General features: G+C 34.4%; 23 protein-coding genes. 7 read left to right on the forward strand and 16 right to left on the reverse strand.

The features are described from left to right. Window position 1 precedes the first annotated feature (1 nt). The 16 genes from pta to rpmH form a co-directional block, all read right to left on the reverse strand. Window positions 2–973: a phosphate acetyltransferase gene (gene pta, locus GKF99_RS04370; protein WP_154254677.1), complete on the reverse strand. Its 972-nt coding sequence runs from the start codon at window positions 971–973 to the stop codon at window positions 2–4. A gap of 24 nt (window positions 974–997) precedes the next feature. Next, window positions 998–1,486: a DUF4446 family protein gene (locus tag GKF99_RS04375; protein WP_094204537.1), complete on the reverse strand. Its 489-nt coding sequence runs from the start codon at window positions 1,484–1,486 to the stop codon at window positions 998–1,000. Next, a complete protein-coding gene (locus tag GKF99_RS04380; protein WP_154254675.1) occupies window positions 1,473–2,630 on the reverse strand; it encodes an aminotransferase class V-fold PLP-dependent enzyme in 1,158 nt (385 codons plus the stop codon). Before GKF99_RS04380 ends, GKF99_RS04375 begins: the two co-directional genes overlap by 14 nt. Then, window positions 2,630–3,265 carry a cyclodeaminase/cyclohydrolase family protein gene (locus GKF99_RS04385; protein WP_094206565.1) on the reverse strand — a complete coding sequence of 212 codons (636 nt, stop codon included), beginning with the start codon at window positions 3,263–3,265 and terminating at the stop codon, window positions 2,630–2,632. Before GKF99_RS04385 ends, GKF99_RS04380 begins: the two co-directional genes overlap by 1 nt. Further along, the gene (locus GKF99_RS04390) at window positions 3,262–4,071 is read right to left on the reverse strand and encodes a ParB/RepB/Spo0J family partition protein (protein ID WP_094225266.1); all 810 of its coding nucleotides are present in this window, start codon (window positions 4,069–4,071) and stop codon (window positions 3,262–3,264) included. Before GKF99_RS04390 ends, GKF99_RS04385 begins: the two co-directional genes overlap by 4 nt. Beyond that, on the reverse strand, window positions 4,071–4,817 hold the full coding sequence (locus GKF99_RS04395; protein ID WP_094206503.1) for an AAA family ATPase: 747 nt from the start codon (window positions 4,815–4,817) through the stop codon (window positions 4,071–4,073). Before GKF99_RS04395 ends, GKF99_RS04390 begins: the two co-directional genes overlap by 1 nt. A gap of 52 nt (window positions 4,818–4,869) precedes the next feature. Continuing rightward, on the reverse strand, window positions 4,870–6,102 hold the full coding sequence (locus GKF99_RS04400; RefSeq protein ID WP_154254673.1) for a competence/damage-inducible protein A: 1,233 nt from the start codon (window positions 6,100–6,102) through the stop codon (window positions 4,870–4,872). A 1,254-nt stretch (window positions 6,103–7,356) separates the two neighbouring features. Continuing rightward, window positions 7,357–8,049, reverse strand: a complete 693-nt coding sequence (gene rsmG, locus GKF99_RS04405) for a 16S rRNA (guanine(527)-N(7))-methyltransferase RsmG (RefSeq protein ID WP_154254671.1) — start codon at window positions 8,047–8,049, stop codon at window positions 7,357–7,359. Further along, a complete protein-coding gene (gene mnmG, locus GKF99_RS04410) occupies window positions 8,049–9,932 on the reverse strand; it encodes a tRNA uridine-5-carboxymethylaminomethyl(34) synthesis enzyme MnmG (RefSeq protein ID WP_154254669.1) in 1,884 nt (627 codons plus the stop codon). The genes rsmG and mnmG overlap by 1 nt, the downstream gene beginning before the upstream one ends. A gap of 1 nt (window position 9,933) precedes the next feature. Then, window positions 9,934–11,292 carry a tRNA uridine-5-carboxymethylaminomethyl(34) synthesis GTPase MnmE gene (mnmE, locus tag GKF99_RS04415; protein ID WP_154254667.1) on the reverse strand — a complete coding sequence of 453 codons (1,359 nt, stop codon included), beginning with the start codon at window positions 11,290–11,292 and terminating at the stop codon, window positions 9,934–9,936. Between the two features lie 111 nt (window positions 11,293–11,403). Then, a complete protein-coding gene (locus tag GKF99_RS04420; RefSeq protein ID WP_154254666.1) occupies window positions 11,404–12,942 on the reverse strand; it encodes an ABC transporter ATP-binding protein in 1,539 nt (512 codons plus the stop codon). Between the two features lie 259 nt (window positions 12,943–13,201). Next, window positions 13,202–14,125 carry an RNA-binding cell elongation regulator Jag/EloR gene (gene jag / locus GKF99_RS04425; protein WP_154254664.1) on the reverse strand — a complete coding sequence of 308 codons (924 nt, stop codon included), beginning with the start codon at window positions 14,123–14,125 and terminating at the stop codon, window positions 13,202–13,204. Beyond that, the gene (locus GKF99_RS04430) at window positions 14,122–14,853 is read right to left on the reverse strand and encodes a YidC/Oxa1 family membrane protein insertase (protein ID WP_094207867.1); all 732 of its coding nucleotides are present in this window, start codon (window positions 14,851–14,853) and stop codon (window positions 14,122–14,124) included. The genes jag and GKF99_RS04430 overlap by 4 nt, the downstream gene beginning before the upstream one ends. Window positions 14,854–14,868: 15 nt before the next feature. Then, window positions 14,869–15,081, reverse strand: coding sequence for a membrane protein insertion efficiency factor YidD (yidD, locus tag GKF99_RS04435; protein ID WP_080565301.1), 213 nt, complete (start codon window positions 15,079–15,081; stop codon window positions 14,869–14,871). Beyond that, window positions 15,069–15,410: a ribonuclease P protein component gene (gene rnpA, locus GKF99_RS04440; RefSeq protein ID WP_002837620.1), complete on the reverse strand. Its 342-nt coding sequence runs from the start codon at window positions 15,408–15,410 to the stop codon at window positions 15,069–15,071. The genes yidD and rnpA overlap by 13 nt, the downstream gene beginning before the upstream one ends. A 29-nt stretch (window positions 15,411–15,439) precedes the next feature. Then, window positions 15,440–15,574, reverse strand: coding sequence for a 50S ribosomal protein L34 (gene rpmH, locus GKF99_RS04445; RefSeq protein ID WP_002835948.1), 135 nt, complete (start codon window positions 15,572–15,574; stop codon window positions 15,440–15,442). A 613-nt stretch (window positions 15,575–16,187) separates the two neighbouring features. Here rpmH and dnaA point away from each other — a divergent pair. The 7 genes from dnaA (at window position 16,188) to gyrA (ending at window position 24,877) form a co-directional block, all read left to right on the forward strand. Then, the gene (gene dnaA / locus GKF99_RS04450) at window positions 16,188–17,630 is read left to right on the forward strand and encodes a chromosomal replication initiator protein DnaA (protein ID WP_154254663.1); all 1,443 of its coding nucleotides are present in this window, start codon (window positions 16,188–16,190) and stop codon (window positions 17,628–17,630) included. A 287-nt stretch (window positions 17,631–17,917) separates the two neighbouring features. Next, window positions 17,918–19,021: a DNA polymerase III subunit beta gene (gene dnaN / locus GKF99_RS04455; protein WP_002835942.1), complete on the forward strand. Its 1,104-nt coding sequence runs from the start codon at window positions 17,918–17,920 to the stop codon at window positions 19,019–19,021. Next, a complete protein-coding gene (gene yaaA / locus GKF99_RS04460; RefSeq protein ID WP_094206577.1) occupies window positions 19,014–19,220 on the forward strand; it encodes a S4 domain-containing protein YaaA in 207 nt (68 codons plus the stop codon). The genes dnaN and yaaA overlap by 8 nt, the downstream gene beginning before the upstream one ends. Then, window positions 19,220–20,287, forward strand: a complete 1,068-nt coding sequence (recF, locus tag GKF99_RS04465) for a DNA replication and repair protein RecF (RefSeq protein ID WP_154254661.1) — start codon at window positions 19,220–19,222, stop codon at window positions 20,285–20,287. Before yaaA ends, recF begins: the two co-directional genes overlap by 1 nt. A 1-nt stretch (window position 20,288) precedes the next feature. Continuing rightward, window positions 20,289–20,531: a DUF370 domain-containing protein gene (locus GKF99_RS04470; protein ID WP_094206481.1), complete on the forward strand. Its 243-nt coding sequence runs from the start codon at window positions 20,289–20,291 to the stop codon at window positions 20,529–20,531. Further along, window positions 20,531–22,447: a DNA topoisomerase (ATP-hydrolyzing) subunit B gene (gene gyrB, locus GKF99_RS04475; protein ID WP_154254660.1), complete on the forward strand. Its 1,917-nt coding sequence runs from the start codon at window positions 20,531–20,533 to the stop codon at window positions 22,445–22,447. The genes GKF99_RS04470 and gyrB overlap by 1 nt, the downstream gene beginning before the upstream one ends. A gap of 9 nt (window positions 22,448–22,456) precedes the next feature. Continuing rightward, window positions 22,457–24,877, forward strand: coding sequence for a DNA gyrase subunit A (gene gyrA / locus GKF99_RS04480; protein WP_002835936.1), 2,421 nt, complete (start codon window positions 22,457–22,459; stop codon window positions 24,875–24,877). Window positions 24,878–24,886 lie beyond the last annotated feature (9 nt).

The following is a 24,886-nucleotide window of genomic DNA, read 5'->3' on the forward strand; positions in this document are numbered from 1 at the left end:
TTTATAATGCTTGAGCAGCTGTTATTATAGCTAGCTTGTACACGTCTTCTTCGTTGCAACCACGAGACAAATCGTTAACTGGTTTTGCCATTCCTTGCAAGATTGGTCCTATTGCTTCAAATTTTCCTAATCTTTGAGCAATTTTGTATCCGATGTTACCTGCTTGTAAATCTGGGAATACGAACACATTTGCATTACCTGCTACGTTTGAACCTGGAGCTTTTTGTTTTCCTACAGATTCAACGATACTAGCGTCAAATTGTAATTCTCCATCGATTGGAAGTTCTGGTGCCATTTCTTGGGCAAGTTTAGTAGCGTTGGCAACTTTTTCTGCAAATGGGTGTTTTGCAGAACCTTTTGTAGAGAATGAAAGGAATGCAACTTTTGGATCGATATCGTATAGTTTTGCAGTTTCAGCACTTACAACCCCAACTTCTGCTAATTGTTCTTCGGACAATTCGATGTTGATGGCGATGTCTGAGAATACGTATCTTTCGCCGTTTGGTCCAATCATAACCATTGCTCCTGATACAAGTTTTGTACCTGGTTTTGTTTTGATGATTTGAAGTGCTGGTTTTACAGTGTCTCCAGTTGAGTGAACTGCGCCTGATACAAGTCCGTCTACTTCGTCACAATAAAGCATCATTGTTCCGTAGTAGTTTACATCTTTAAGCATAGTTCTTGCTTGTTCTTCAGTGTTTTTGCCTTTACGTCTTTCAACAAATTTGTCTACTTTTTCATCGAAATCAGAAGCATTTAGTGGATTGATGATTTTAACCCCTTCAATGTTCAAGTTTTCTTGGTTTGCTAATTCTTTGATTTTTTCTTCATCACCTAAAATTACAGGAGTAATGATTTTTTCTTCGTTCAATCTCGCTACTGCTTTTAAAATTCTTAATTCTTCTCCTTCAGGAAATACTATCTTTAAGTTTTTGCCTGAGATTTTTGATTTCAATGATTCAAATATATCCATTTTCTTCTCCTTTATAATAATGTTCTATTTTAAAGCTTTCTTCAAAGCTTCATTTTCTTCTTCGCTTAGTTTTTCGCTACATTTAGCGTTTGTTATGATTTTGATGTAGCTTGTAGATTGTTCTCTTCCGAAAATCGATGTGATTATAAGCCCGTTGTCATTGGCATCCAACAAACATAGTGAATATGAAAGTTTGTTAGTCAAATACTCAAACGCATCATAGTTAACAAGTCCGATTTTTTGAAGTGATATTGCTTGTAAAGTTTCCACAGATTCCAATGTTTTGGACAATTCTTCGATTCTTTTTTGATTTGCCACGATATCTGTAGAATTTTGATTCAAAATATCTTCAATGTCACCATCTTGTGCTCTGAAAAGCGCATCGTATCTTCTTTTGACCCTGTTGACTTTTTTGTTGACGATGTTGATTTTACGGAAATTTATCACGGAAACTAATACCACAAACACCATAAGAATTATCAATATTGTGTTCATAGCACTAGATAGCCCCATCTTTGTCTCCTCTGTTGATTTCTTTCAACGCTTCAATCGCCTTGTCCACTTCTTCTTCAGTGTTGAAATGGCCAAATGAGAACCTAACTGCACCGATGTCTTGTGTATGAATCGTCTTGTGTGCAAGTGGCGCACAGTGAATTCCAGCTCTTGTTGCGATATCGTATTTGTCATCTAGGATGTATGCCAATTGGCTAGAGCCTATTCCTTCAACATTCACAGGCACTACTGGTCCTTGGTGTTCATCCAAACTTCCGTATAATGTGATACCTTTTTCGTCTTTCAAACCATTTATAAATCTGTCTTTAAGACTATTTTCATGATCTCTAATGTTTTTCAAACCTTCTTGTTTGATGAAATCAACTCCTGCAGAAAGTGCATAAATCGCAGGTCCGTTGATAGTTCCAGCTTCTAATCTGTCAGGATATTCGTCAGGTTGTTCCAAATCTTGTGAATGCGAGCCAGTTCCGCCTTGTTTTAAGCTTTTGACATCAATTCCTTCTTTTATATACATAGCTCCCGTTCCCATTGGTCCAAACAACGATTTGTGTCCAGGAAAACACAACACATCTATCGGCATATTTTTCATATCAAAATCCAAATATCCCATAGCTTGTGCAGCATCCACAATGTACAAAATATCGTGAGCGTGCATAATTTCGCCGATCTTGCAGAAATCAACGATGGTTCCTGTCAAGTTACTCATAGCAGTTGTCACGCAAACTCTGGTCTTGTCAGTGATTGCTTCTTCGATTTTGTTGACATCCAAAATCCCACGTTCGTCCGCATAAACAACCGTCAAATCGATAAATCCATCTTCTTGCATTTTGTGAAGAGGTCGAAGAACTGAGTTGTGTTCCAAAGATGTCGTGATAACGTGGTCGCCTTTTTTAACAAGCCCTTTGATTGCCATGTTCAAGCTATCTGTACAGTTCAATGTGAAAATCAAATTTAGAGGATTCGTTCCGCCGACAAATTCTGTGATGTTCATTCTAGAATTAAAAATCGCCCTATCCATTTTAAGTGACAATTTATGTCCACTTCTTCCCGGATTTGCGGCAAATTCTCTCATTGCTTCATCGAGTTTTTCATAAACTATCTCAGGTTTTGGAAAACTCGTCGCAGCATTATCAAAATAAGTCATTATACCTCACCTATTTTTTTGTATGAAACTTCTTCAATTTCTCTCAATAAAACTTCTGATTTGTCTTCTAATGCTGTGATTTCATCAGCTACTTTCTTACTATCTCCAAGTTGTTTCATGTTGATTTTAGCGTTCAACATTACTGATTTCATGCTAGAATGTAATAAATATGCACTTGCTAAAAGGTCTGTTATTGCATATTTATCGATATATTTTGCAATTTGTTTTACAAGTTCCATTGCTTCCATCATAATTCTAGCAGAAGACATTGGAGATTCTGTAGCGATGATGTATCCATCGGCTATCATTTTCTTTCTGTAAGCTTTTTCTTCGTCTGTTTCCTTAGGTAGTTTGTATGCTTGAAGAACAGAGTCAAAGCTTTTAGTATCTTCAACCATTTTTTCCTTTAATTCTTCAATAATTTCAGTAAGTCTGTCAACATGACTTCTGATTTCTTGTTGAGTTTCATCGTCTAATGCTTTGAAAGATTTCTTGTCTTCAGTTAGATAGAAACTCATGTTTCCAATACCTACTCCCAAAAGTGCAGTCAATGCACTGATAGAACCTCCACCTGGAAGTTCCTTTGAGTTTACATTTTTAATAAATTCTTCTAAAGTTTGATCCATAAACATCATAGCTCTAATATCTCCATAATCCTTTCTAAATCTTCATTAGATAGATATTCTATCTCTATACTTCCGCCTTTTCTTCTTGGCTTAATTCTAACCTTTGTAGAGAATTTCTCCAAAAACCTGTTTTGCAAATCCAACAAAAACGGGTCTGTTTCCTTGGACACTTTTTCTATTTCTCTGACATTTGTCTTCTTGGATAATAGCTTGTCCAATAACGCTTTTCTCTTTTTCATATCGTCAATTGCAAGTAAACTTCTAGCTTGTGATGATGTGATGTCGCCCTTTTTTAAGTGTTCCAATGACAACTCATCTAAGTTAAGAAGTCTCAATGTATTTGCAATATATGATCTTGATTTGGACAATTTGTCTGCCAATTCTTTTTGAGTTAAATTGTAGTTTTCCATCAAGTTTTTGTAAGCGACGGCCTCTTCAACAGCATTCAAATCCTCACGTTGAATGTTTTCGATAAGCGACACCTCTGCCACTTCACTATCTTCCATTTCCTTAACAATTGCAGGAATCTCAGATAAACCAGCCTCTAAGCTTGCCAAAAACCTTCTTTCTCCGGCGATAATCTCGTATTTTTCGTCCTTTTTTCGAACGATAATCGGAGATATTACTCCGTACTCTTTGATAGAATTTGCTAACTCACGTATTTTATCTTTTTCAAAATGTGTTCTTGGTTGATCTTCTCTTCTAATTATTTTTGATAATTCGATATTAACAATCGAGTCAGAACTTGTCGTTTCTATAATATTTTGTGGTATTAAAGCGTCTAAGCCTCTTCCTAATCCCTTTTTCCTAACCATTATAAAAATTCCTCCGCTAGTCTCGTATAAGCAATAGATCCTTTGGAATTTTTGTCGTAAGATAACGCACTCATTCCATAGCTTGGAGCTTCTGCTAACCTTATATTACGCGGTATCATAGTCGTAAACACCTTATCTTTGAAGTATTTCTTGACCTCTTCCACCACTTCCAAACTAAGATTATTTCTACCATCAAACATACTCATAACAATACCTTCTATTTCTAAGTTTTCATTAAGTGAACTTCTCACCAAATTAATAGTATTCATAAGTTGACTTACGCCTTCAAGCGCATAAAACTCACATTGGATAGGTATAAGGACAGAATCTGCCGCCACCAATGCGTTTATAGACAACGTCCCCAATGAAGGAGGGCAATCTATAAAACAAAAATCATATCCACTTACATTAGAAAGTATATTAGATAACACTTTTTCTTTATCATCAGTGTTTATAAGTTCCACCTCAACCCCTGACAAATCAGACGTTGCTGGGATTATATCCACGTTTTTTTCTTCAGTTTTGATGATAAAATCCTCATCAAAATCGTCATGAACCATCAAATCGTAAATGCTTTTTTGAAGCTCAAACTTATTAATTCCAAAGCCTGAAGTCGTGTTACCTTGCGGATCCAAATCCACTACAAGTACTTTTTTTCCTTTCAAACCAAGAGCTGCTGACAAATTAACGACGGTAGTAGTTTTGCCCACTCCACCTTTTTGATTAAATACACATATTGTTTTCAAATTTACAGCTCCTTTCATATTTATTATAGCACAAATAAAGTTCTAATTTGTTTTAAAATGTTTCACGTGAAACATTTTCTAAAATCATTAGTCTCAGCTCTGCCAAAGCACGATTTGAAACTCTATTTCTAATTTTATTGCGTTCCCCATGAAGCTGTAATTTTAGCGTTTTTATCACATTTTTGTATCCCAAGCCAACATAAACAAGCCCAGCGTTTTCTCCTGAAGCGTAACCCGTCGTAGATATTGCACAGTCAACATTAAATTTTTCAAACATCCTCTCAACCATCTCAAACGCAACATTCTCACTAACAACACCGTATGTGTCAATAGTTTCAGCGTTAACGCCAAGCAGATCTATCTTTGCCTCATTAGAATACACCACCAATGAACTTTTCAAATAATCGCTAACTCCAGACACATTCACAAGCTTAGATGCAATCATACCACCTGTAATGGATTCTGATGTCATAATCGACAAATCGTATTCTTTCAACACCTTGTAGACCGATTCTTCGATTGTTTCATCATTTTCTCCAAAAATATACATGCCAAGTCTATCTCGAAGTTCTTTTTTCTTTTCATCAATCATAGAAAGAGCAGTTTGTCTATCAGATGCTTTTGCAGTTATTCTAAGTATCCTTTTATCCTTTTTAAAATACGGAGCGACCGTTGGATTATTTGACGATTCAATGATATCCTTGACCCTTTCATTAATGTCCCATTCTCCAAGAATAGAGATATTCAAAGTTTCAGAAATAATGCAGTCTGTCGCAAATTGTTCCAGAACTTTTTGCACTTGTTGTTCATAAATAGGCTTCATCTCAGCTGGTGGACCTGGAAGAAATAATATTCTCTTTCCATTGTGTTCAATCATTGCACAATCTGCTGTTCCATTGAAGTTTTCAAAAACAATCGCATCTTCTGGAAACATACATTGTTTTATGTTGCCTTGGATTGCCTTCTCGTCTTCGTTAAAATACTTTCTCAATTTCTCATAACTTTTTTCGTTCAGAACCATTTTTTTGCCAAGACAATCACAGCAGCATTTTTTTGTAATGTCATCTTCAGTCGGTCCCAAACCACCTGTAGTTACAATCAAATCATTTTGTTTCAATCCTTCTTCGATTTCCTTGAACAATCTATCATAATTATCGCCAACCACAACCCTCTTGTACACATCAAACCCCAACTCCCTCATTTTAATAGAAAGGTAGTTAGAATTCGTGTCCAAAGTTTCACCAAGCAATAATTCCGTCCCAACGGCTATTATTTGAACTTTCATCTTCCCTCCATATAATTTTACCTATATTTTATTTTACCTACCTTAAAACGCCTCTCAGAGCGTCGTTTTTCTTTCCATTTACAATTAAATTATATCACTAATGAAATTTTCATTAAAATGTTTCACGTGAAACATTTGTAGTTTAAAAATAGAAAAACATTCTTCCCTCTCCCAACGCAATCAAAATCTCACGAGAAATTTATCTTTTCTTTTTCTCTTTAATCTAGCGAAACAAAAAAGTAGAATACATTTCCACTCTCTAGTAGCAATGAAAAACCCTCGAACAATATATTTTTCCCTTTCCCTTTTAATTTCAAGCAAACAAAAAAGCAGATTACCGCGATTGACGGAAAATATCATCTGGAGAAAACAACCTCAAATTCAAGCGAAGTGAATCGTTAAGAAATTGCACTGTCTGAGCGTTAGCGAGTTTGCAATTTCAGATTCACAAGCTTAGAATTTGTTTATTTTCGTAAGCTAGATATTTGAGCCAATCCGGTTTTCTGCTTATTATTGTGAAATATTCTTTCCTCTCTAGTAGCAATCAAATTTCCATAAATACGACTACTTTTTCCTTTTTCTTCGTAAATCTAGCGAAACAAAAAAGTAGAATACACTTTCGCTAAGAATATCATACGTAATAAATTGTTGTGATTTTACATCGAAGAACCACGTCAAAAATCCAACTGTTTGAGAGCTTTAGCTCGAGTTTTGGATTTTAGTGGTTTGAGATTAACAAATCACCAATTTATGGAGTCAGATATTCGTGCAAAAATGTTCTTCTACTTTTAGCAATTACTATAATATTGTCCCTCTTAATTGTCAATTCGGCTTTCTGGTTATTATTGTGAAGTATTTTCTTCCCTCTCTAGTAGCAATCAAAATCCCATGAACAATTCTATTTCTTACTTTTTCAAGCAAAATCCACACAAACAAAAAAGAAGATTACCGCGATTGACGGAAAATATCATCTAACGAAACAAAAAAGTAGACTACATTTTTGCTAAGAATATCATACGAAGAAAATAAGCATAAATCCAAGTGAAATAAGCCGTCAAAAATCGCACTGTTTGAGCGATAGCGAGTTTGCGATTTTAGGCTTATGAGCTTTGGATTTATTTATTTTCGTAGTCTAGATATTCGTGCAAAAATGTTCTTCTACTTTTAGCATTTGCTATAATATTGTCCCTGTTAATAGTCAATTCGGCTCTCTGCTTTTTATTGTGAAGTATTTTGTTGTCAAAATCCCATTATTTATAGTGGGTTTTTCTTAGGTTTGCCGCCACCTCGTGGGTATTTCTTCGGAGTTTCTTTAATTTTCTTGATTACAACCAAGCTTCTGTCTTCGTCATCTATTTTGTAATCAATAGTTTGTTCTATTTTCCCGCCGAGGATTTTGATTGCGTTCTCTCCTACGTCTGTTTCGTCGGATTTGCCCTTCATGGCTATCATATATCCTCCGACTTTTACAAATGGTAAACAGAACTCAGCTAACGTGTCAAGTTTTGACACTGCACGTGATATACAATAATCGTATCGTTCTCTGTATTCAGCAGTTCTCGTGCATTCCTCTGCTCTTTCGTGGACTGCTTTGATATCTGTAAGTTGTAGTTCATCTATAACATCCTTTAAGAAATCAACTCTTTTTCTTAAACTGTCGAGCAATGTGAACTTCAAATCATTTCGAGCGATTTTTATTGGAATAGCTGGAAATCCTGCACCAGTTCCCACGTCAATTATAGTTTTGTTTTCTTCAAAATCGAACAAATTCAATACGTACAAGGAATCCACAAAATGTTTCACGTGAAACATTTCTTCTTCAGTGATTGCTGTCAAGTTCATTACCTTGTTCTTATCCAACACCAAATTCATGTATTTTAACAGCAAATCTATTTGATTGTCATCCAATTGTATTTCGTAATCGTTCAATGTTTCTTTTAGTGACATTATTTCTTCCTCGTTTCCATATAAATCAATAAAGCGTTGATGTCAGAAGGGCTCACACCACTGATTCTGCTCGCTTGACCCAACGATTCTGGTTTGATGTCATTAAGTTTTTGTACAGCTTCATTGGAAAGGCCCATAACTTCCTTGTAATCCTCGATCATATCCAGTTTTCTGTTTTCGAGCTTTTTAAATTGCTTGATTTGGCTCATTTGTTTTGCAATGTATCCCTCGTATTTGATGTGTGTTTCCACTTGTAGTCTCAAATATCTAGGCAGTTCTGGTCTATCAACGTCAAATTCTTCTGTTTTATCGTAAGTTAATTCTGGTCTTTTGATTAAATCCAACAAAGTTATGCCTGTTTTAAGTTCAGATGACCCAAGTTTTCTAAGTTTTTCGTTGGTTTCTTCTGTTGGAGTCACCATGATTGACTTCAATCTTTCGATTTCTTCGTCAATCGTCTTCTTCTTGTGAAGCATTTTTTCGTATCTTTCATCTGTCGCAAGTCCAATCTCGTGTGCTCTTTCAGTAAGTCTCAAATCAGCATTGTCTTGTCTCAAAGTCAAACGGTACTCGCATCTGCTTGTCATCATTCTGTAAGGTTCGTTAGTTCCTTTGGTTACCAAATCGTCTATCAATACGCCAATGTAAGCATCGGATCTGTCCAATACGAATGGCTCCTTGCCAAGCAAATTCATAGCCGCATTAATTCCTGCGATAATTCCTTGACCGGCGGCTTCCTCGTATCCACTGGATCCATTGATTTGTCCTGCAAAGAACAAATTATTGATTCCCAAATGTTCCAAAGTCCTCTTTAATATAGTAGGATCGATGCAATCATATTCGATTCCGTACGCACTTCTCATAAATCTCACGTTTTCGAAACCAATGATTGTCTTGTACATTTCCTTTTGCACTTCTTCTGGAAGAGTCGATGACACGCCTTGAATATACATTTCCTTAGTTGATAAACCTTCAGGTTCCACGAATACTTGATGCTCATCACGGTCTGGAAATCTCACGATTTTATCTTCAATCGAAGGACAATAACGTGGACCCACACCTTTCACAATACCCGCATACATCGGAGATCTCTCCAAATTATCCTCAATAATTTGTTTTGTTTTAAGTGTAGTGTACGTCAAATAGCAGTTTTCTTGCTTCTTTGAAATATCTTTTCCGTCATTCAAAAACGAAAAAGGAATAACATCGTCATCACCAGGTTGCACAGTCATCACTTCGTAGTTCAAACTGTCCTTGTGAACTCTCGCAGGAGTTCCAGTCTTAAATCTTCTAAGTTCAATCCCCAAATTTTTCAAAGAGTCTGACAATTTCTTAGATGATTTCATACCGTGAGGGCCAGATTCATAAGTGTATTCACCCATCATCACAAGTCCTTTGAGATATGTCCCAGTCGCAAGAATCACAGCTCTTGTTGGGAAAATCGCTCCCTGTGCAGTAGTTACGGATTTTATTTTGTTGTCTTCAACTCCAATATCCACGACTTCCGCTTCAATCAAATCCAAGTTTTCTGTGTTTTCCAACACGCTTTTCATCTCATCGTGGTATTTTCTCTTGTCCGCTTGAACCCTCAATGAGTGAACCGCAGGACCTTTGGAAGTGTTCAACATTCTCGATTGAATGTAAGTCTTGTCAATGATAAGACCCATCTCGCCACCTAATGCGTCAACTTCCTTAACCAAGTGACCCTTTCCAGTGCCACCAATGTTCGGATTACATGGCAAATCAGCCACAGAATCCAAACTAATACTCATAATCGCAGTCTTTAATCCCAACCTCGCTGTAGCCAACGCAGCCTCACAACCGGCGTGACCTGCACCTACAACCACAACATCGTAGGGATTTTCATAATATAATCTATCCATTTTATTTACCTATACAAAAATCGCTAAAAATCTTATTCAACACATCGTCATCCACAGTTTCTCCAGTGATTTCGCCCAAGATTTCCCAAGCATTTCTCAAATCAACCTCGAAACAATCAATAGGAACTCCAGCTTCCATATCGTGTAGAGAACTCTCCAAAGATTTAATAGCTTTGTTAATAATATCTCTATGTCTAATGTTTGTAATAATATTGTCGTTATTTGCTTCAATATATCCATCATTAAACATCTCTATAATCTTGTTTTCTAAATCCTCGATACCCTCGTTGTTTTTGATTGAAGTGTGAATAACCTCGATTCCTTCCAAGTTCTCATCGAAATCAAATCCACCATCCAAATCAATCTTGTTTAACAAAACAATCGACTTTTTATCTCTAATAAGATCCAAAATCTTCCTATCTTCATCGTCAAACTCTCTCGAAGAATCAAAAATCGCAATAATCAAATCCGAATCAGAAATAAAAGACACAGATTTTTCAACACCGATTTTCTCCACGATATCCTCAGTATCTCTAATACCAGCAGTATCGTTAATCTTCAGACTTATCCCGTCCAAATCGATGTATTCCTCGATGACATCACGAGTAGTTCCTGGAATATCCGTCACAATAGCCCTGTTTTCCTTCAACAAAGCATTCAACAAAGAAGATTTGCCTACATTTGGCTTACCAATTATCGTAGTATTGATACCATCTCTGATAATTCTACCTCTGTTTGCACTCTCAGAAAGCTTTTTAAGCTTATCCAAAACTTCCTTGCCCTCGTTCAAAACAGGAGTGTTGTCCAATTCGTCCTGCATATCTTCAGTAAAATTAATAGAATACTCCACATGAGATAGCATATCCAACAGCTTGTCTCTCAACTGTTTGATATTTCTGTTAACACTACCCTCCAACTGTTTCATACTCACAGAATACGCCTTGTCAGTCTTCGCCTTAATCATATCGATAATCGCCTCAGCTTGAGACAAATCAATCCTACCGTTCAAGAAAGCCCTCTTAGTGAACTCACCTGCCTCAGCAAGCCTTGCACCGTTGTTTAACAGAACTTCCAACACCTTTCTCACAGCGACAACCCCACCGTGAGTATAAATCTCCACGACATCCTCACGCGTGTATGTGTGAGGAGCCTTCATATAACAAACCAAGACCTCATCGACGATCTCATTATCGTCAACAATGTGGCCATAAGTCATTTTTCTATTTATTAAATCAGCATTATCATTAGCCCTTTTGAACACAGAATCAAGCACATCCACACAACCTTCTCCAGTCATTCGAACAATGCCAATTCCCGCTTCACCAGTAGCAGAGCTAATAGCTGCAATACAATCGTCCATATTTAGTCTATCCTTTCATTCTTTATAGCAATATTATATTATATCATACAAAAAGATTACAAATAAATAAGAGCTTACAACTTCACTATATTGAAGTCATAAGCCCGTTATTTACCTCATATCTATAACTTTATCGTATTTTTTTAAAGTTTCGTCACCGTATTGATGAATTACTTCTATTACTGTATTTTTTGAAGAGAATATAATATCATCTATTATTTCTCTATTTTTCTTATCCAAATTAGACTTTATTTCATCTGCTAAAATTAATTTTCTGTCGTGGTACATTGCTCTTGCAATTTCTACCCTTTGTCTTTCTCCTCCTGACAAACTATCATTGGATAAAACTTTGGATTTAAGATGATTTATCTGTAACTTATCAATTATTCCATTTAATTTTTCTAAATTAATATCATTATCTCCTAAAGTAATGTTATCTTCTAAATTAAGATTAAAAACATAACTACCTTGTGATATAAAGCTGGTAAAACTCCTAATCTCAGCGGTTGATAATTCCTTTTTATTAAACATAATCCTTCCTTTAGATGCTGTTAAATTATTAAATATTAAATTCAATAACGTACTTTTACCACAACCACTTTCTCCTATAATTGCGACCTTGTCACCCTTTTCTATCTTAAAATTAAAATCTTTAATAATATCTTTATCATCATACGAAAAACTCAAATTATCAAAAGTAATTGGAAAAACTTCATCATTAAGATTTATTTCTACATTATCAATATCTTGATAAATGTAGTCGTACTTTTTTAAGAGATACTTTGATGATGAACGTGTATTATTAAAATATGCAAGTTCTTGGAACTGATATCCTATATTATAACTAACTAAGTAAACACTGATGAATACGCTTGACGATATTTTACCATTAAAACTCAAATACCCTCCAAGAATAAGAGGAATCATAGAGCATACTATATCAACCAAATTAATCACAATGTTGTTTTTTGTTCGTATAATTTCATATCCCTTATAAGTATCCACATCCTGCTTTAAATATTTGTGATACAAATTAATGAAAAAGTCGGATACATTATAAATTTTGATGATGCTTCTTCCATTTTTGATGTCTTGTATTTTATTCATAAAAGCATCATCAGCTTTTGATAATTCTTCAGATTTATTATCTAATCTATTACTCCCGTAATTACTCATAAGAGCTGGAATACTGTAGAATACTATAAAAAGCATTCCCAAAAGAAAATTTCTTGTTAGTGCATAAATGATGGAAACACTTGTAAAACCAATCGACGATATAATGATTACCGTTGGTTCAATGTAGTTGTTTTCAATTTGACTTGAATCCTTTTCTATACTGCTGACAATATCATTATCGATATGATTTTCACTTTTTAAAAAATGATTGAACACTTTTAACTTAAAAGATTCTCTAAAATCAGCTATTACATACGAATAGTAAAGTCTCTTTCCACTATCACCTATAAGCATTATAATTCCACACAAAATCCCAAACACAAGTGCTTTCATCAAAAATACTGTGTCTTTATTCTCAAATGATTTTATAATCAATGATACTATTACAGGATTCACCAAAGCCTCTGTCCATGTGAGAACTATCGCAACAAAATATAAAATAAGATTTTTCTTCTTAACATTGTTTTTTATCATATTACCCTCTGAAATTTATATAACATTCTTAAAACTTGTACTTGACTAATAATATTTGATTATATTTAGCCTATTTTCTTCAAATAATTTTCGTTAACGATTTCAGAGATTATTTTTTTCTCTAAAATCTATTTATAAATTGTCATGATAATCACCACTTTCCTTTTCTTAGGATAAATCATAAAAAATTTGTTGTCAACTTTATTTCTTGTCATCCCACAAAAAAAGACCACATACCAAAGATATGTAGTCTTGTAATTTATTTTCTCTTAATAATAACTCTTCTATTAGGCTCATTGCCTTGAGAGAATGTATTCACTTTTTCATCGTTTTGAAGATAAGTGTGAATGATTCTTCTTTCGTATGGATTCATAGGTTCAAGCTTGATATCTCTTCCTGTTTGAACAGCCTTATCAGCTAATCTTCTAGCTAATTTTTGAAGAGATCTCTCTCTTTTGGATCTGTATTGGTTGCAATCCAAAATAACTCTGATGTAAGTATCACTGTTTCTATTAGTAACCAAGTTTACGATATATTGAAGAGAATCTAATGTTTCTCCCCTTTTTCCTATGATAATTCCGATATCAGATTCTTCTGAACACATAATATTGAACTTAATCATATTTCCTTCAGTTCTAGATTCGATATCGCAATCAATTCCCATATCTTCAATCATTTGTTTCAAGAAATTCTTGCTTGTGATGAAAAGTTCGTCGTTTCTATCAATAGTAACATCAGATTCAGTGTCTTGTTCTTCTTCAGTTTCTTCAGATTTTACAGCTTCTTCAGCTTCTGCAACTTCTGTAACTTCTTCAGATTCTACTGTTTCTACTGATTCTTCTACGATTTCTTCATTATCAGCTTCTGTAGGTTCTGTTTCTTCAACTTCCTCTACAATTTTCTTATCTTCTATAACTTTAGTATCTTCTTTTTGTTCTGTTTCAACTGAGTTAGAGTCAGAGTTTAGGATATTCTTCACAAAATCGCCTGTTCCCTTTTCTTTAACATCGTCTTTTAATGACACTCTAACGACAGCGTCCTTTGCTCCAAACAAGCCCAAAAAACCTTGTTTAGCTTCATTTATAACTTCGATGTTAACTTCGTTTCGATTAGCTTGAAGCTTATCCAAAGCTTTATTGACACATTCTTCAACAGTCTTCGCACTAACTACTGTGCTTCTCATCTAACTTCCTCCGCAACATCTTTTTTGTCTTTATTCTTAATTATTAACCTTATTATAACTTCTAAAACGTTAGAAAATCCCCAATAAAGAATCAAACCTGAAGCGTATTTGCTTGAAATGAAGAACATAAATATAGGCATGAAATAAATCATTGATTTGTTCATCATTTCCATTTGATCAGGTTCATTTGATTTCTTATCCTTGTTATTAGTAGGCATACTGATCTTTGCTACTAAAAATTGAGTGAAAGCATTTATTAAAGGCAATCCAAACAATACTGGATCTGGTTTAGTCAAATCAGGTATCCAGAAGAAATTACGAGCGATCTCATTAATCTTAGACACATTATCAAACATGTACTTTCCTGGTTCTCTCATTACTCTAAATAATGCCAAAACCAAAACCATTTGTAAGATAATTGGCAAACAACCACTTAAAGGATTGAAATTATACTTCTTGTATAATTCTTGCATCTTTAATTGTTGAGTTTGTGGGTCGTTCTTGTATTTTCTTTGAATTTCCTTCATTTCCGGTTGCATCAAAGCATTTTGTTCTTGAGTTTTTTGCGTATGAATAGTTACCGGAAGAGTTATAAGCTTATAAATAAGTGTTAATAAAAGAATTGATATCGCAAAATACGATATACTTTTAGGTTCAGCCATCACATGTGAGATGTTTTCATATATGAACCTAAGAATAGTTCCAAATACATTTGCAATTATTTGCAATTCTACAACTCCTTTTTATTTTAGTGGGTCATATCCGCCTTTTGAAAATGGATTACATCGTAAAATTCGCCAAATAGTCAGCCCTAACGCCTTGAAAAACGGCTTTTTCTTGAAAGCCTCCAATGCATATTGAGAACAAGTTGGATAGTATTTGCACTTCCCATGCCCCAAATACGGCGATATAGCTTTTTGGTAGAATTTGATTAAAAATATCATCACTTTTGACATTTTTTATTCGATGCCTTTCTACAAACGTGCAATAATGCAGATTCTAGCTGTTTGTAAGTTAAGTCTTCAGTGTTTTTCTTCGGGATAATAACCATATCCAAGCCCTTGTCAAACTCAGAGAAATTAAGCCTTACAATCTCTCTAAGTTTCCTCTTGATTCTGTTTCTTTCAACGGCATTGCCGTACTTTTTAGTAACAGAGAATCCGATTCGAGTTCCTTTTTTTGAATTGTACACTACCAAAGAGAAGTTTCTATTATAATAAGTCTTTCCCCTCTTGTAGACAACATTGTATTCCCTGTTATCTCTTAACCTTACACTTTTATCCATAATAAATTAAAGGCCACAATGAATGTGACCTAAGCTGATAATACTTTTCTACCTTTTCTTCTTCTAGCCTTTAAAACAGCTCTTCCACCTCTAGTAGCCATTCTATTTCTAAATCCGTGGTCTTTTTTTCTTTTTCTGTTATTTGGTTGATAAGTTCTTTTCATCAATCGCACCTCCTAGTATAAAATATAAGGACTTTTGCCTATAAAAACACTACTCCAATTATACTTATAACAATAACAATTGTCAAGCTTTTTTGTTGACAAATACCAATTAATTGAGAAAATTTATAAAATATTTTTCGAGAATAAAAAATCAAAAACCAGAGAAAAATTTTTAAAAATTTCCACAAAACAGTAAAAATTGTGGATAACTTTTATCCACAATTCATTCTAAATTTAAAATATTAAACTCCTTTTGGGGATAAGTTATCGCAAACACAAAACCATTTATCAAAATTTTCAATAAATTTGTAATAAAAGATATGATTTGCTATAATTAAAGTATCAAAAAGTATGAAAAGTACGCATTTATTAACAAATTGTGGATAAGTTGTGGATACTATGTGAATTCTTGTTTTAAAACTACACGAATTTGCTGTATATTCTAATTTAATATCCACAATTATTTTTCTATAAATTGATGTGGATAAGTTGTGCAAATGTGAATAAATTATATATTTTTTTTGTTTAAATTGGAAAATAGCTATTTATTCAATGTGGATAACTCATCATTTTGTGGATAAACTTGTTGATAAGTAAAAAAACGAGGTGAAAAATGACCGACAAAGATGAACTCTGGTTAAAAATATCTAACACATTTAAACAGGAAATGTCTGATTTGAACTTCAACACATGGATTGCTCCATTAAAACCTCTTTATTTAACAAATACTGAATTTATTTTGCTTTCTCCAAATAGATTTACCAAAAAAACAATCTATAATAAATACTACGACGATATCCAAAAATATTTGGATTTCATCAGTAATGTCAAGAGAAAAGTAGTCATCATCGACCGTTACGAAATGGATAACTACAAAGAAGAAAATATAATTCAAAACCAAAACATAGATGGGCAACGATCCATCCTTGTAAATGAAGATGTATCACAAGAAAATTACACCGTTGAAGACAAACAAACACCTGTAATACAACAACCAGAACCAAAAGATGATTACCTTTACGGAAAGAATTTGATCAGCAAATACAAGTTTGATACATTTGTAAAAGGGAAAAACAACGAACTAGCACTAGCAGCAGCTCTTGCAGTCGCACAAAATCCTGCTACAGCTTACAATCCATTGTTTATTCATGGAAAGGCGGGGTTGGGTAAGACTCACTTGATGCATGCTATTGCTCATGAAATACTTAAAAATAACCCAAAAGCAAGAGTTATTTACACTACAAGTGAATCATTTACCAACGAGCTTATATCTTCAATAGGAGATAAGTCTACGAAAAAGAATTCACAATTTAGAGAAAAATACAGAAACATCGATGTGCTTCTAATCGACGATATCCAATTCATAGCTGGAAAACAAGGTACACAAGAGGAGTTTTTCCACACATTCAACGAATTGTATAACCACAACAAGCAAATCATACTTTCCAGTGATAGACCTCCAAAAGAGATAAAAACATTGGAAGAGAGGTTAGTATCGCGTTTTGAGTGGGGATTAATGGCAGACATTCAACCACCAGATTATGAAACACGTGTGGCTATTATAAACGAGTATTTAGATAGAAATAATACATCACTTACCCCAGAAATAATCGATTATATTGCTATGAATGTCAAAAGCAATATACGTGAGTTGGAAGGGGCAGTAATGAATGTCGTAGGTCAAAAGACTCTGATAGGAGATGGCAACATCACATTAGATTTGGCAAAAAATGTTCTAAAACAACTTATCGCAGACACTCAATTAAGACCTGTAACTATAGATTTAATCATTGAGAGTGTGTGTGATAGGTACAATGTAAGTCAAGATGATTTGCTTTCAAAAAAGAGATCCAAACAAATCGCATATCCAAGGCAAATAGCAATGTATGTGTCCAGAAAATTGTTGGATATTTCTTTGGTTAGTATTGCTTCAAGTTTTGGCAAAGATCACTCAACAGTAATGCATGGAATCAAGAAAATTGAGAATGATATCAAAAAAAGTTCAGAATTTGATGAAGAAATTGATAACCTAATCAGCTACATTCAAAATTCTTAATTTATTAAACTTTATGATTGTGGATAAGTTTATTTTAGAGTTTTCTATCCACAATTTAATATTAATAACTATGTGGATAAGTTGTTGATAACTTTAAAGTGATAAACTAAAATTGTAAAAAGTTGATAATGTTGATAATCGCACAGCTTGTGCCAATTATATACACATCGTTATCAATATATAAAACACCACAAATTACAAACAAACTAGAGTTATCCACAATACAAACAGCCCTACTACTACTATTACTAACTATTATTATTATTTGTATAAACGAAAGGTAAAATATGAAATTAAAAATATCGCAAAAAGAATTACTTAAACATATCAATATTGCGCAAAAAGCGGTGTCATCTAGAACGACTATTCAGATATTAGAAGGAATTTTGTTCATCGCAGAAGAAAATTGTCTTAGACTTGTTGCTACGGATTTGGAACTTATTGTGGATACTAGAGCAAATTGTGAAATCTACGAAAAAGGTCAAATTGTAATTAACTCATCAATGATAGGAAATATCATTAGAAAGCTTCCTGACGATGATATTTATATTGAAGTGGACGATAATAATATCAATATTAAATGTTTGTCTACGGAATTCAACATTCAAGGTCAAGATTCAAACGAATTTCCATCTCTTCCTTATATAGATAAGGATGTTAAATTGACTTTGGAACAATCTGAACTTAGAGATTCCATCAGAAAAACATCATTTGCTACAAGTATGGACCAAACAAGACCAGATTTGACAGGTGTTTTGTTCAATATTATGAACGATAGGATTGAATTTGTGGCCTTAGATGGTTACAGAGTTTCACTTGATTGTATGAGTAATGTGAGTGAGTTTGAAATGAAGGCTATTGTTCCAGCGAGAGCTTTGAATGAAGTTTACAAGATTTTGGAAGAAGGGGAAATAACTCTTAACATTATTACTGGAAATATTATTTTCAAATTGGAAAACACTGATGTTTATTCTAGATTAATCGATGGTCAATATATCGACTACAATCAAGTTATGAAACAAGATTTCTCAACTGTTGTTACTATAGAAAAGAGAGCTTTACAAATGGCTTTGGAAAGAGCATCTCTTATGGCAAAAGAAGACAAGGCAAACTTGGTTAAGCTTGATTTTTCTGGAAATGAATTGCATATTTCATCTAATACTGATATTGGTAAGGTCGATGAGTATGTGAAGTGCGAAATCGGTGGAGAAGATTTGAAGATTGCTTTTAATGCTAAGTATTTGTTAGATGGCTTGAAGGTTATTGATGATGACGATATTACTTTGAATATGAGTGGAAGTCTAAGACCGATGGTGTTTAAGCCATTGAACGATACCAATTACACTTATCTTGTCCTTCCGGTAAAACTTGCAGGAGGTAATAATGATTAGTGTTAAAATTGAATCTGAATTTATAAAATTGGAACAGTTTCTAAAATTCGCATCCATCGCACAAACTGGTGGCATGGCGAAAGAACTTATTAAAGAATCCATGGTTAAGGTTAATGACGAGGTGGAGATAAGACGCGGCAAGAAGCTTTATCCAGGAGATGTAGTGGAATTTGAAGGAGAGAAATACGTAGTCGAATAATGATCGTTCAAAAATTAAAATTATATAATTACAGGAATTTCTGTGAAATAGAATTGGATTTTTGTGATGGTCTGAATCTGATTGTAGGCAGAAATGCCTCGGGTAAGACTAATATTTTGGAAGCTATTAATGTAGCTTTGAAGGGAAAAAGTTTCAAAACCAACACCAATTCTCACTTGATTAAATTCGGTGAAGATGAGGCTCGCATTGTAATGGATGTCTACGATGATGGTTTTGAGGATAAGATAGATATTACTATTAAAAATAACGAAAAGATACTCAATGTGAATGAAGCTTTTGTGAATACTATTAAAGAATACAATGAGTATTTTGAGTGTATTGTTTTTAAGCCAGATGATTTGAAGATAGTAAAAGAATCGAAATCTTTGAGAAGAAAATTCTTGGATGAGTCCATAAGTGGTGTGGACAAATACTACAGGACTGTTTTGAAACAGTACAATCAAGTGTTGGATGAGAGAAATAAGCTCATCAAAAACCACAGGTACAATTCGTATTTTAATGAGCAGTTGAAGGCTTTGAATATTCAATTGGCAGACACGGGCTCATATATTATGCACAAGAGAAAAAGCTATGTCGAAAGGCTACATCTTATCGCAAAAAACGTGTGCTCAAATTTGAGTGATGAGAATGATAAGCTGGACATGGAAAATAATTTTTCGATAGAATATGTAGAGGATATGACTAATCAAAAGAATACTTATTACAAGAGTTTGGTAGATATTTTGGATAAGGATTTGGAAAATAAGCAAACTAATTTAGGTATCCATCGTGATGATTTGGATATTTTAATCAACGACAAATCGGCTAAGTTTTTTGCATCTCAAGCTCAGGTGAGAACTGCTATTTTATCGATGAAGCTTGCGCAATTGGATTTGAGTAGATTTTATAATGATAGATTGCCAATTATTTTGTTGGATGATGTGTTCAGTGAACTTGACGATTACAGAATCAACTACATCATCAGATATATCAAGGATTTTCAAGCTTTTCTGACGACTTCAGAAAGAGCGCCTGTTGGGTTGTACACGATAAAAATAGGTGAATGATATGTATTTGGATATTGGCAACAACACATTAATTGATGAAAATGAGATTATAGCAGTAGTTAATGTCTCGGACAAATTCTTCACAGATTTCAAGAAGGATGATTTGGATTATACGAAAAACGTAGAATTTGTGAATGAAGATGAGGACATTACTATAAGGTCTATAGTCATAACTAATAGAGGAGTTTACAAGTCAAATATTAGTGGGAATTATTTGATGAATAACTTTATGAAAGGAATATAATGAAAAAAAACAGAGAATATACTGCAGATCAGATTACAGTATTAGAAGGATTGGAACCGGTTCGTGTAAGACCAGGGATGTATATCGGTTCTACTGATGAAAAAGGTCTACACCATTTGGTGTACGAAGTAGTCGACAACTCAATTGATGAGGCGTTGGCTGGCGTGTGTGATTTGATTAAGGTTACTATAAAAAAAGACAATTCAGTTATTGTAGAAGATGATGGTTCTGGTATTCCGGTTGAAACACACCCAAAAACAGGCAAATCAACGCTTGAAACTGTACTTACAGTGCTTCATGCGGGTGGTAAATTTTCAAACGACGCTTATCAATACTCAGGTGGTCTTCACGGAGTTGGTGTAAGTTGTGTTAATGCTTTAAGTACATATCTTATTGCCAGAGTCAAAAGAGACGGCAAAATGTACGAACAAAGATTTGAAAAAGGAAAAACTGTTACAGAACTTACTGTTATAAAAGAAAATGTCAGAGGAACTGGAACAACAATTGAATTTATGCCGGACAATACGATTTTTGAAACTTTGAATTTCGACAAAAATGTTCTTGCAAAAAGATTCAGAGAAATGGCGTTTTTGAATAAGGGCGTGAAGATAGAATTTGCTGATGAAAGAGAAGGCTACAAGGAATTGTTCCACTACGAAGGTGGTATCAAATCATTTGTAGAATACATCAACAAATCCAAAAAGCCTTTGGATCACGAAGTTATGTATATCGAAGGAGAAAAAGAAACTACTAAAGTGGAAATAGCTATGCAATACACTGAAAGCTATAACGAAACTATTGTTTCATTTACTAATAACATTAAAACAGTTGACGGTGGAACACATGTTGTAGGATTTAAATCTGCACTTACTCGTGCTCTTAACGATTATGCAAGAAACAAAAACATATTAAAAGAAAAAGACGATAACTTATCTGGTGATGATGTCAGAGAAGGTATCACTGCTGTTGTTTCAGTAAAACTTAACAACCCACAATTTGAAGGACAAACAAAAGGAAAATTGGGTAACTCCGAAGCTAGAACTGTTGTGGACAGCGTTGTATATGAACATTTGAGTTTTTATTTTGAAGAAAATCCAAAAATCGTCAAGACAATTATACAAAAAGCATTGGCATCACAAAAAGCAAGACTTGCCGCAAGACGTGCAAGGGATTTGGTTCGTAAGAAATCGGTGCTTGACAATACTACACTTCCAGGAAAACTTGCTGACTGCCAAAGCTCAGACATCGAACACAACGAAATCTTCCTTGTAGAAGGGGATTCTGCCGGTGGTTCTGCAAAAGGTGGCAGGGACAACAAATTCCAAGCTATTTTGCCATTGAGAGGTAAAATCTTGAATGTAGAAAAAGCTCACCTTGAAAGAGTTTTAAATTCAAACGAAATCAAAGCTATGATTACTGCATTTGGAACTGGAATAGGAAAAAACTTTGATATCAGCAAACTTCGTTACGGTAAAATCGTAATAATGACCGATGCCGATGTCGATGGAGCTCACATTAGAACACTTCTACTTACATTCTTGTACAGATTTATGAAGCCATTAGTGGAAAAAGGTCACGTGTACATCGCACAACCACCACTTTACGGAATCATCAAAGGTGTTAAGGTAATGGAATATTGCTACACAGAAAAAGAATTAGAAGAAGCTTTGGAAAAATACGGCGAAAGAAGTAACATCAAAGTTCAAAGATACAAAGGTCTTGGTGAAATGAACGCAGAACAATTGTGGGATACTACAATGAATCCTGAACACAGAATCCTAATCAAAGTTGAAATCGACGGAGAAGACGAAAACGAACTCGACAACACATTCGACGTTTTGATGGGAGACGATGTTGAACCAAGAAGAGAATTTATAGAACAAAATGCTGTTTATGCACAAAACATTGACGCTTAGGAGAATAATATGACAGAAAGAAAACTCAATATAAAACCAGCTGATTTGAAAAAAGAAATGGAAAGTGCATATTTGGATTATTCTATGAGTGTAATTGTATCACGTGCACTTCCAGATGTAAGAGACGGGCTAAAACCTGTTCACAGACGTATAATTTACGGAATGCAACAACAAGGGTTGTTCCCAGATAGAAAATACTCCAAGTCCGCAAGACTTGTAGGGGAAGTAATGGGTAAGTATCACCCTCATGGTGACAGCGCAATCTACGATGCAGTTGTAAGACTTGCACAAGATTTCAACATGAGATATCCACTTGTAGATGGTCAAGGTAACTTCGGTTCTATCGACGGTGACGGAGCTGCCGCACCTCGTTATACGGAGTTACGTATGGCAAAACTATCACTTGAAATGTTGCGTGACATCAACAAAGATACTGTTGATTTCCAAGACAACTACGACGGTGAAGAACAAGAACCAGTTGTACTTCCATCCAGATTTCCTAACTTAATCGTAAATGGATCCAGTGGTATCGCCGTTGGTATGGCGACAAATATGGCTCCACACAACTTAGGTGAAACTATAGATGCATTAATCGCATCAATCGACAATCCAAATATTACAATAGAAGAATTGATGAAACACATCAAGGCTCCTGATTTTCCAACGGGTGGAAACATCATGGGACTTGAAGAAGTCAAAAATGCATACACAACAGGACGTGGAAAAGTCAAACTAAGAGCAGAAGCTAGGATTGAGGAATCAAAGGGAAGATACAAAATAATCGTCACAGAAATTCCTTACCAAGTTAACAAATCCAACTTAATCAAAAAAATCGCAGACCTTGTAAAACAAAAGAAATTAGAAGGTATCAGTGATTTGAGAGATGAATCGGACAGAAAAGGTATGAGAATTGTCATCGAAACAAAAAGAGATGCCAATCCAAATATCGTGCTTAATAACTTGTACAAATACACTCAAATGCAAACTACATTCGGGATAATTAACCTTGCACTTGTAAATGGCGTTCCAAAAGTTTTGACATTGAAACAACTAATCGACCATTATCTTGTTCACCAAGAAATAGTCGTTAGAAGAAGAACGCAATTTGATTTGAACAAGGCGAAGGCGAGAATTCACATAGTTGAAGGATTGTTGAAAGCAATCGACAATATCGATGAAATTATTCACATTATCAGAACAAGTTACGATGATGCGCTTGAAAAATTGATGCAAAGATTTGGTTTTTCAGAAATTCAAGCCCAAGCAATTTTGGATATGAGACTTAAAAGATTGCAAGGTTTGGAAAAAGAAAAACTACAAAATGAATTTGACGAATTGAGCGCATTGATTGAACAATTGACAGAAATTTTGAATAACAGACACATGTTATTAGAAATCATCAAAGACGAATTGACAGAAATTAAAACAAAATATTCAGACGACAGAAGAACTAAAATTCTAAGAGATGACGGTGATTTTGAAGATATGGAACTTCTAGAAGAAGAAGACATGTTTATTACTATCACTAACAAAGGCTACATTAAACGAATTTCAACCGATGCATACAAAGTTCAACACAGAGGTGGACGTGGTGTTAATGCAATGGGAATGAAAGATGGAGATTTCATCAAAGATATGTTCGCAACTACAACTCATCAAGATTTGTTGTTCTTCACTAATAAAGGAAAAGTTTACTCACTAAAAGCTTACGAAGTGCCAGAAGCAAGCCGTACTGCTAGAGGATCCAACATCATTAACCTAATCCAAATCGATGCCGATGAAAGTGTTACACAAGTATTGGCATTGGATAAGGACAAAGAAGACGACCAATTTATAATATTTATCACTAAAAATGGTAAAGTGAAGAAGACTTCGTTGGATTTGTACGAAAATATTAGAAAAACTGGTATCATAGCTATCAAATTTGACGAAGGTGACGAGCTAATCGATGTAAAACTTGTCGAAAAAAATGAAAATGTAATTATCGTCACTAAAAAAGGAATGAGTTTGCAATTTAATGTGGATCAATTGAGAGATTTATCCAGAAATGCTATCGGAGTAAAGGCTATAACGCTTAACAAAGACGATGAAGTTATTTCATTTGATTTGGTAAAAGACAATGAATTCTTGGCAGTTATCAGTGAAAATGGTTACGGTAAGAAGACTGAATTATCCAACTACACTACACAAAACAGAGGTGGAAAGGGAATCAGAACTTACAAAATCGCCAAGAAAACAGGAGATGTAGCGTGTGCTAAGGCATTGAAAAACGAAGATGAGATACTTTTGATTAGCAAAAAAGCTGAGGTTATCAGAATTAAAGCGGAAGGAATATCTACACTTTCAAGATCAACATCTGGTGTATTATTGAAAAATACAGATAAGGGCGAAGATGCGATAGTAGCTGTAGCTAAGTATTTTGAAGAATAAGGAGAAAAT

The organism is Finegoldia sp. BIOML-A2, from assembly GCF_009678315.1.
GTDB classification, from domain to species: Bacteria; Bacillota; Clostridia; order Tissierellales; family Peptoniphilaceae; genus Finegoldia; species Finegoldia magna.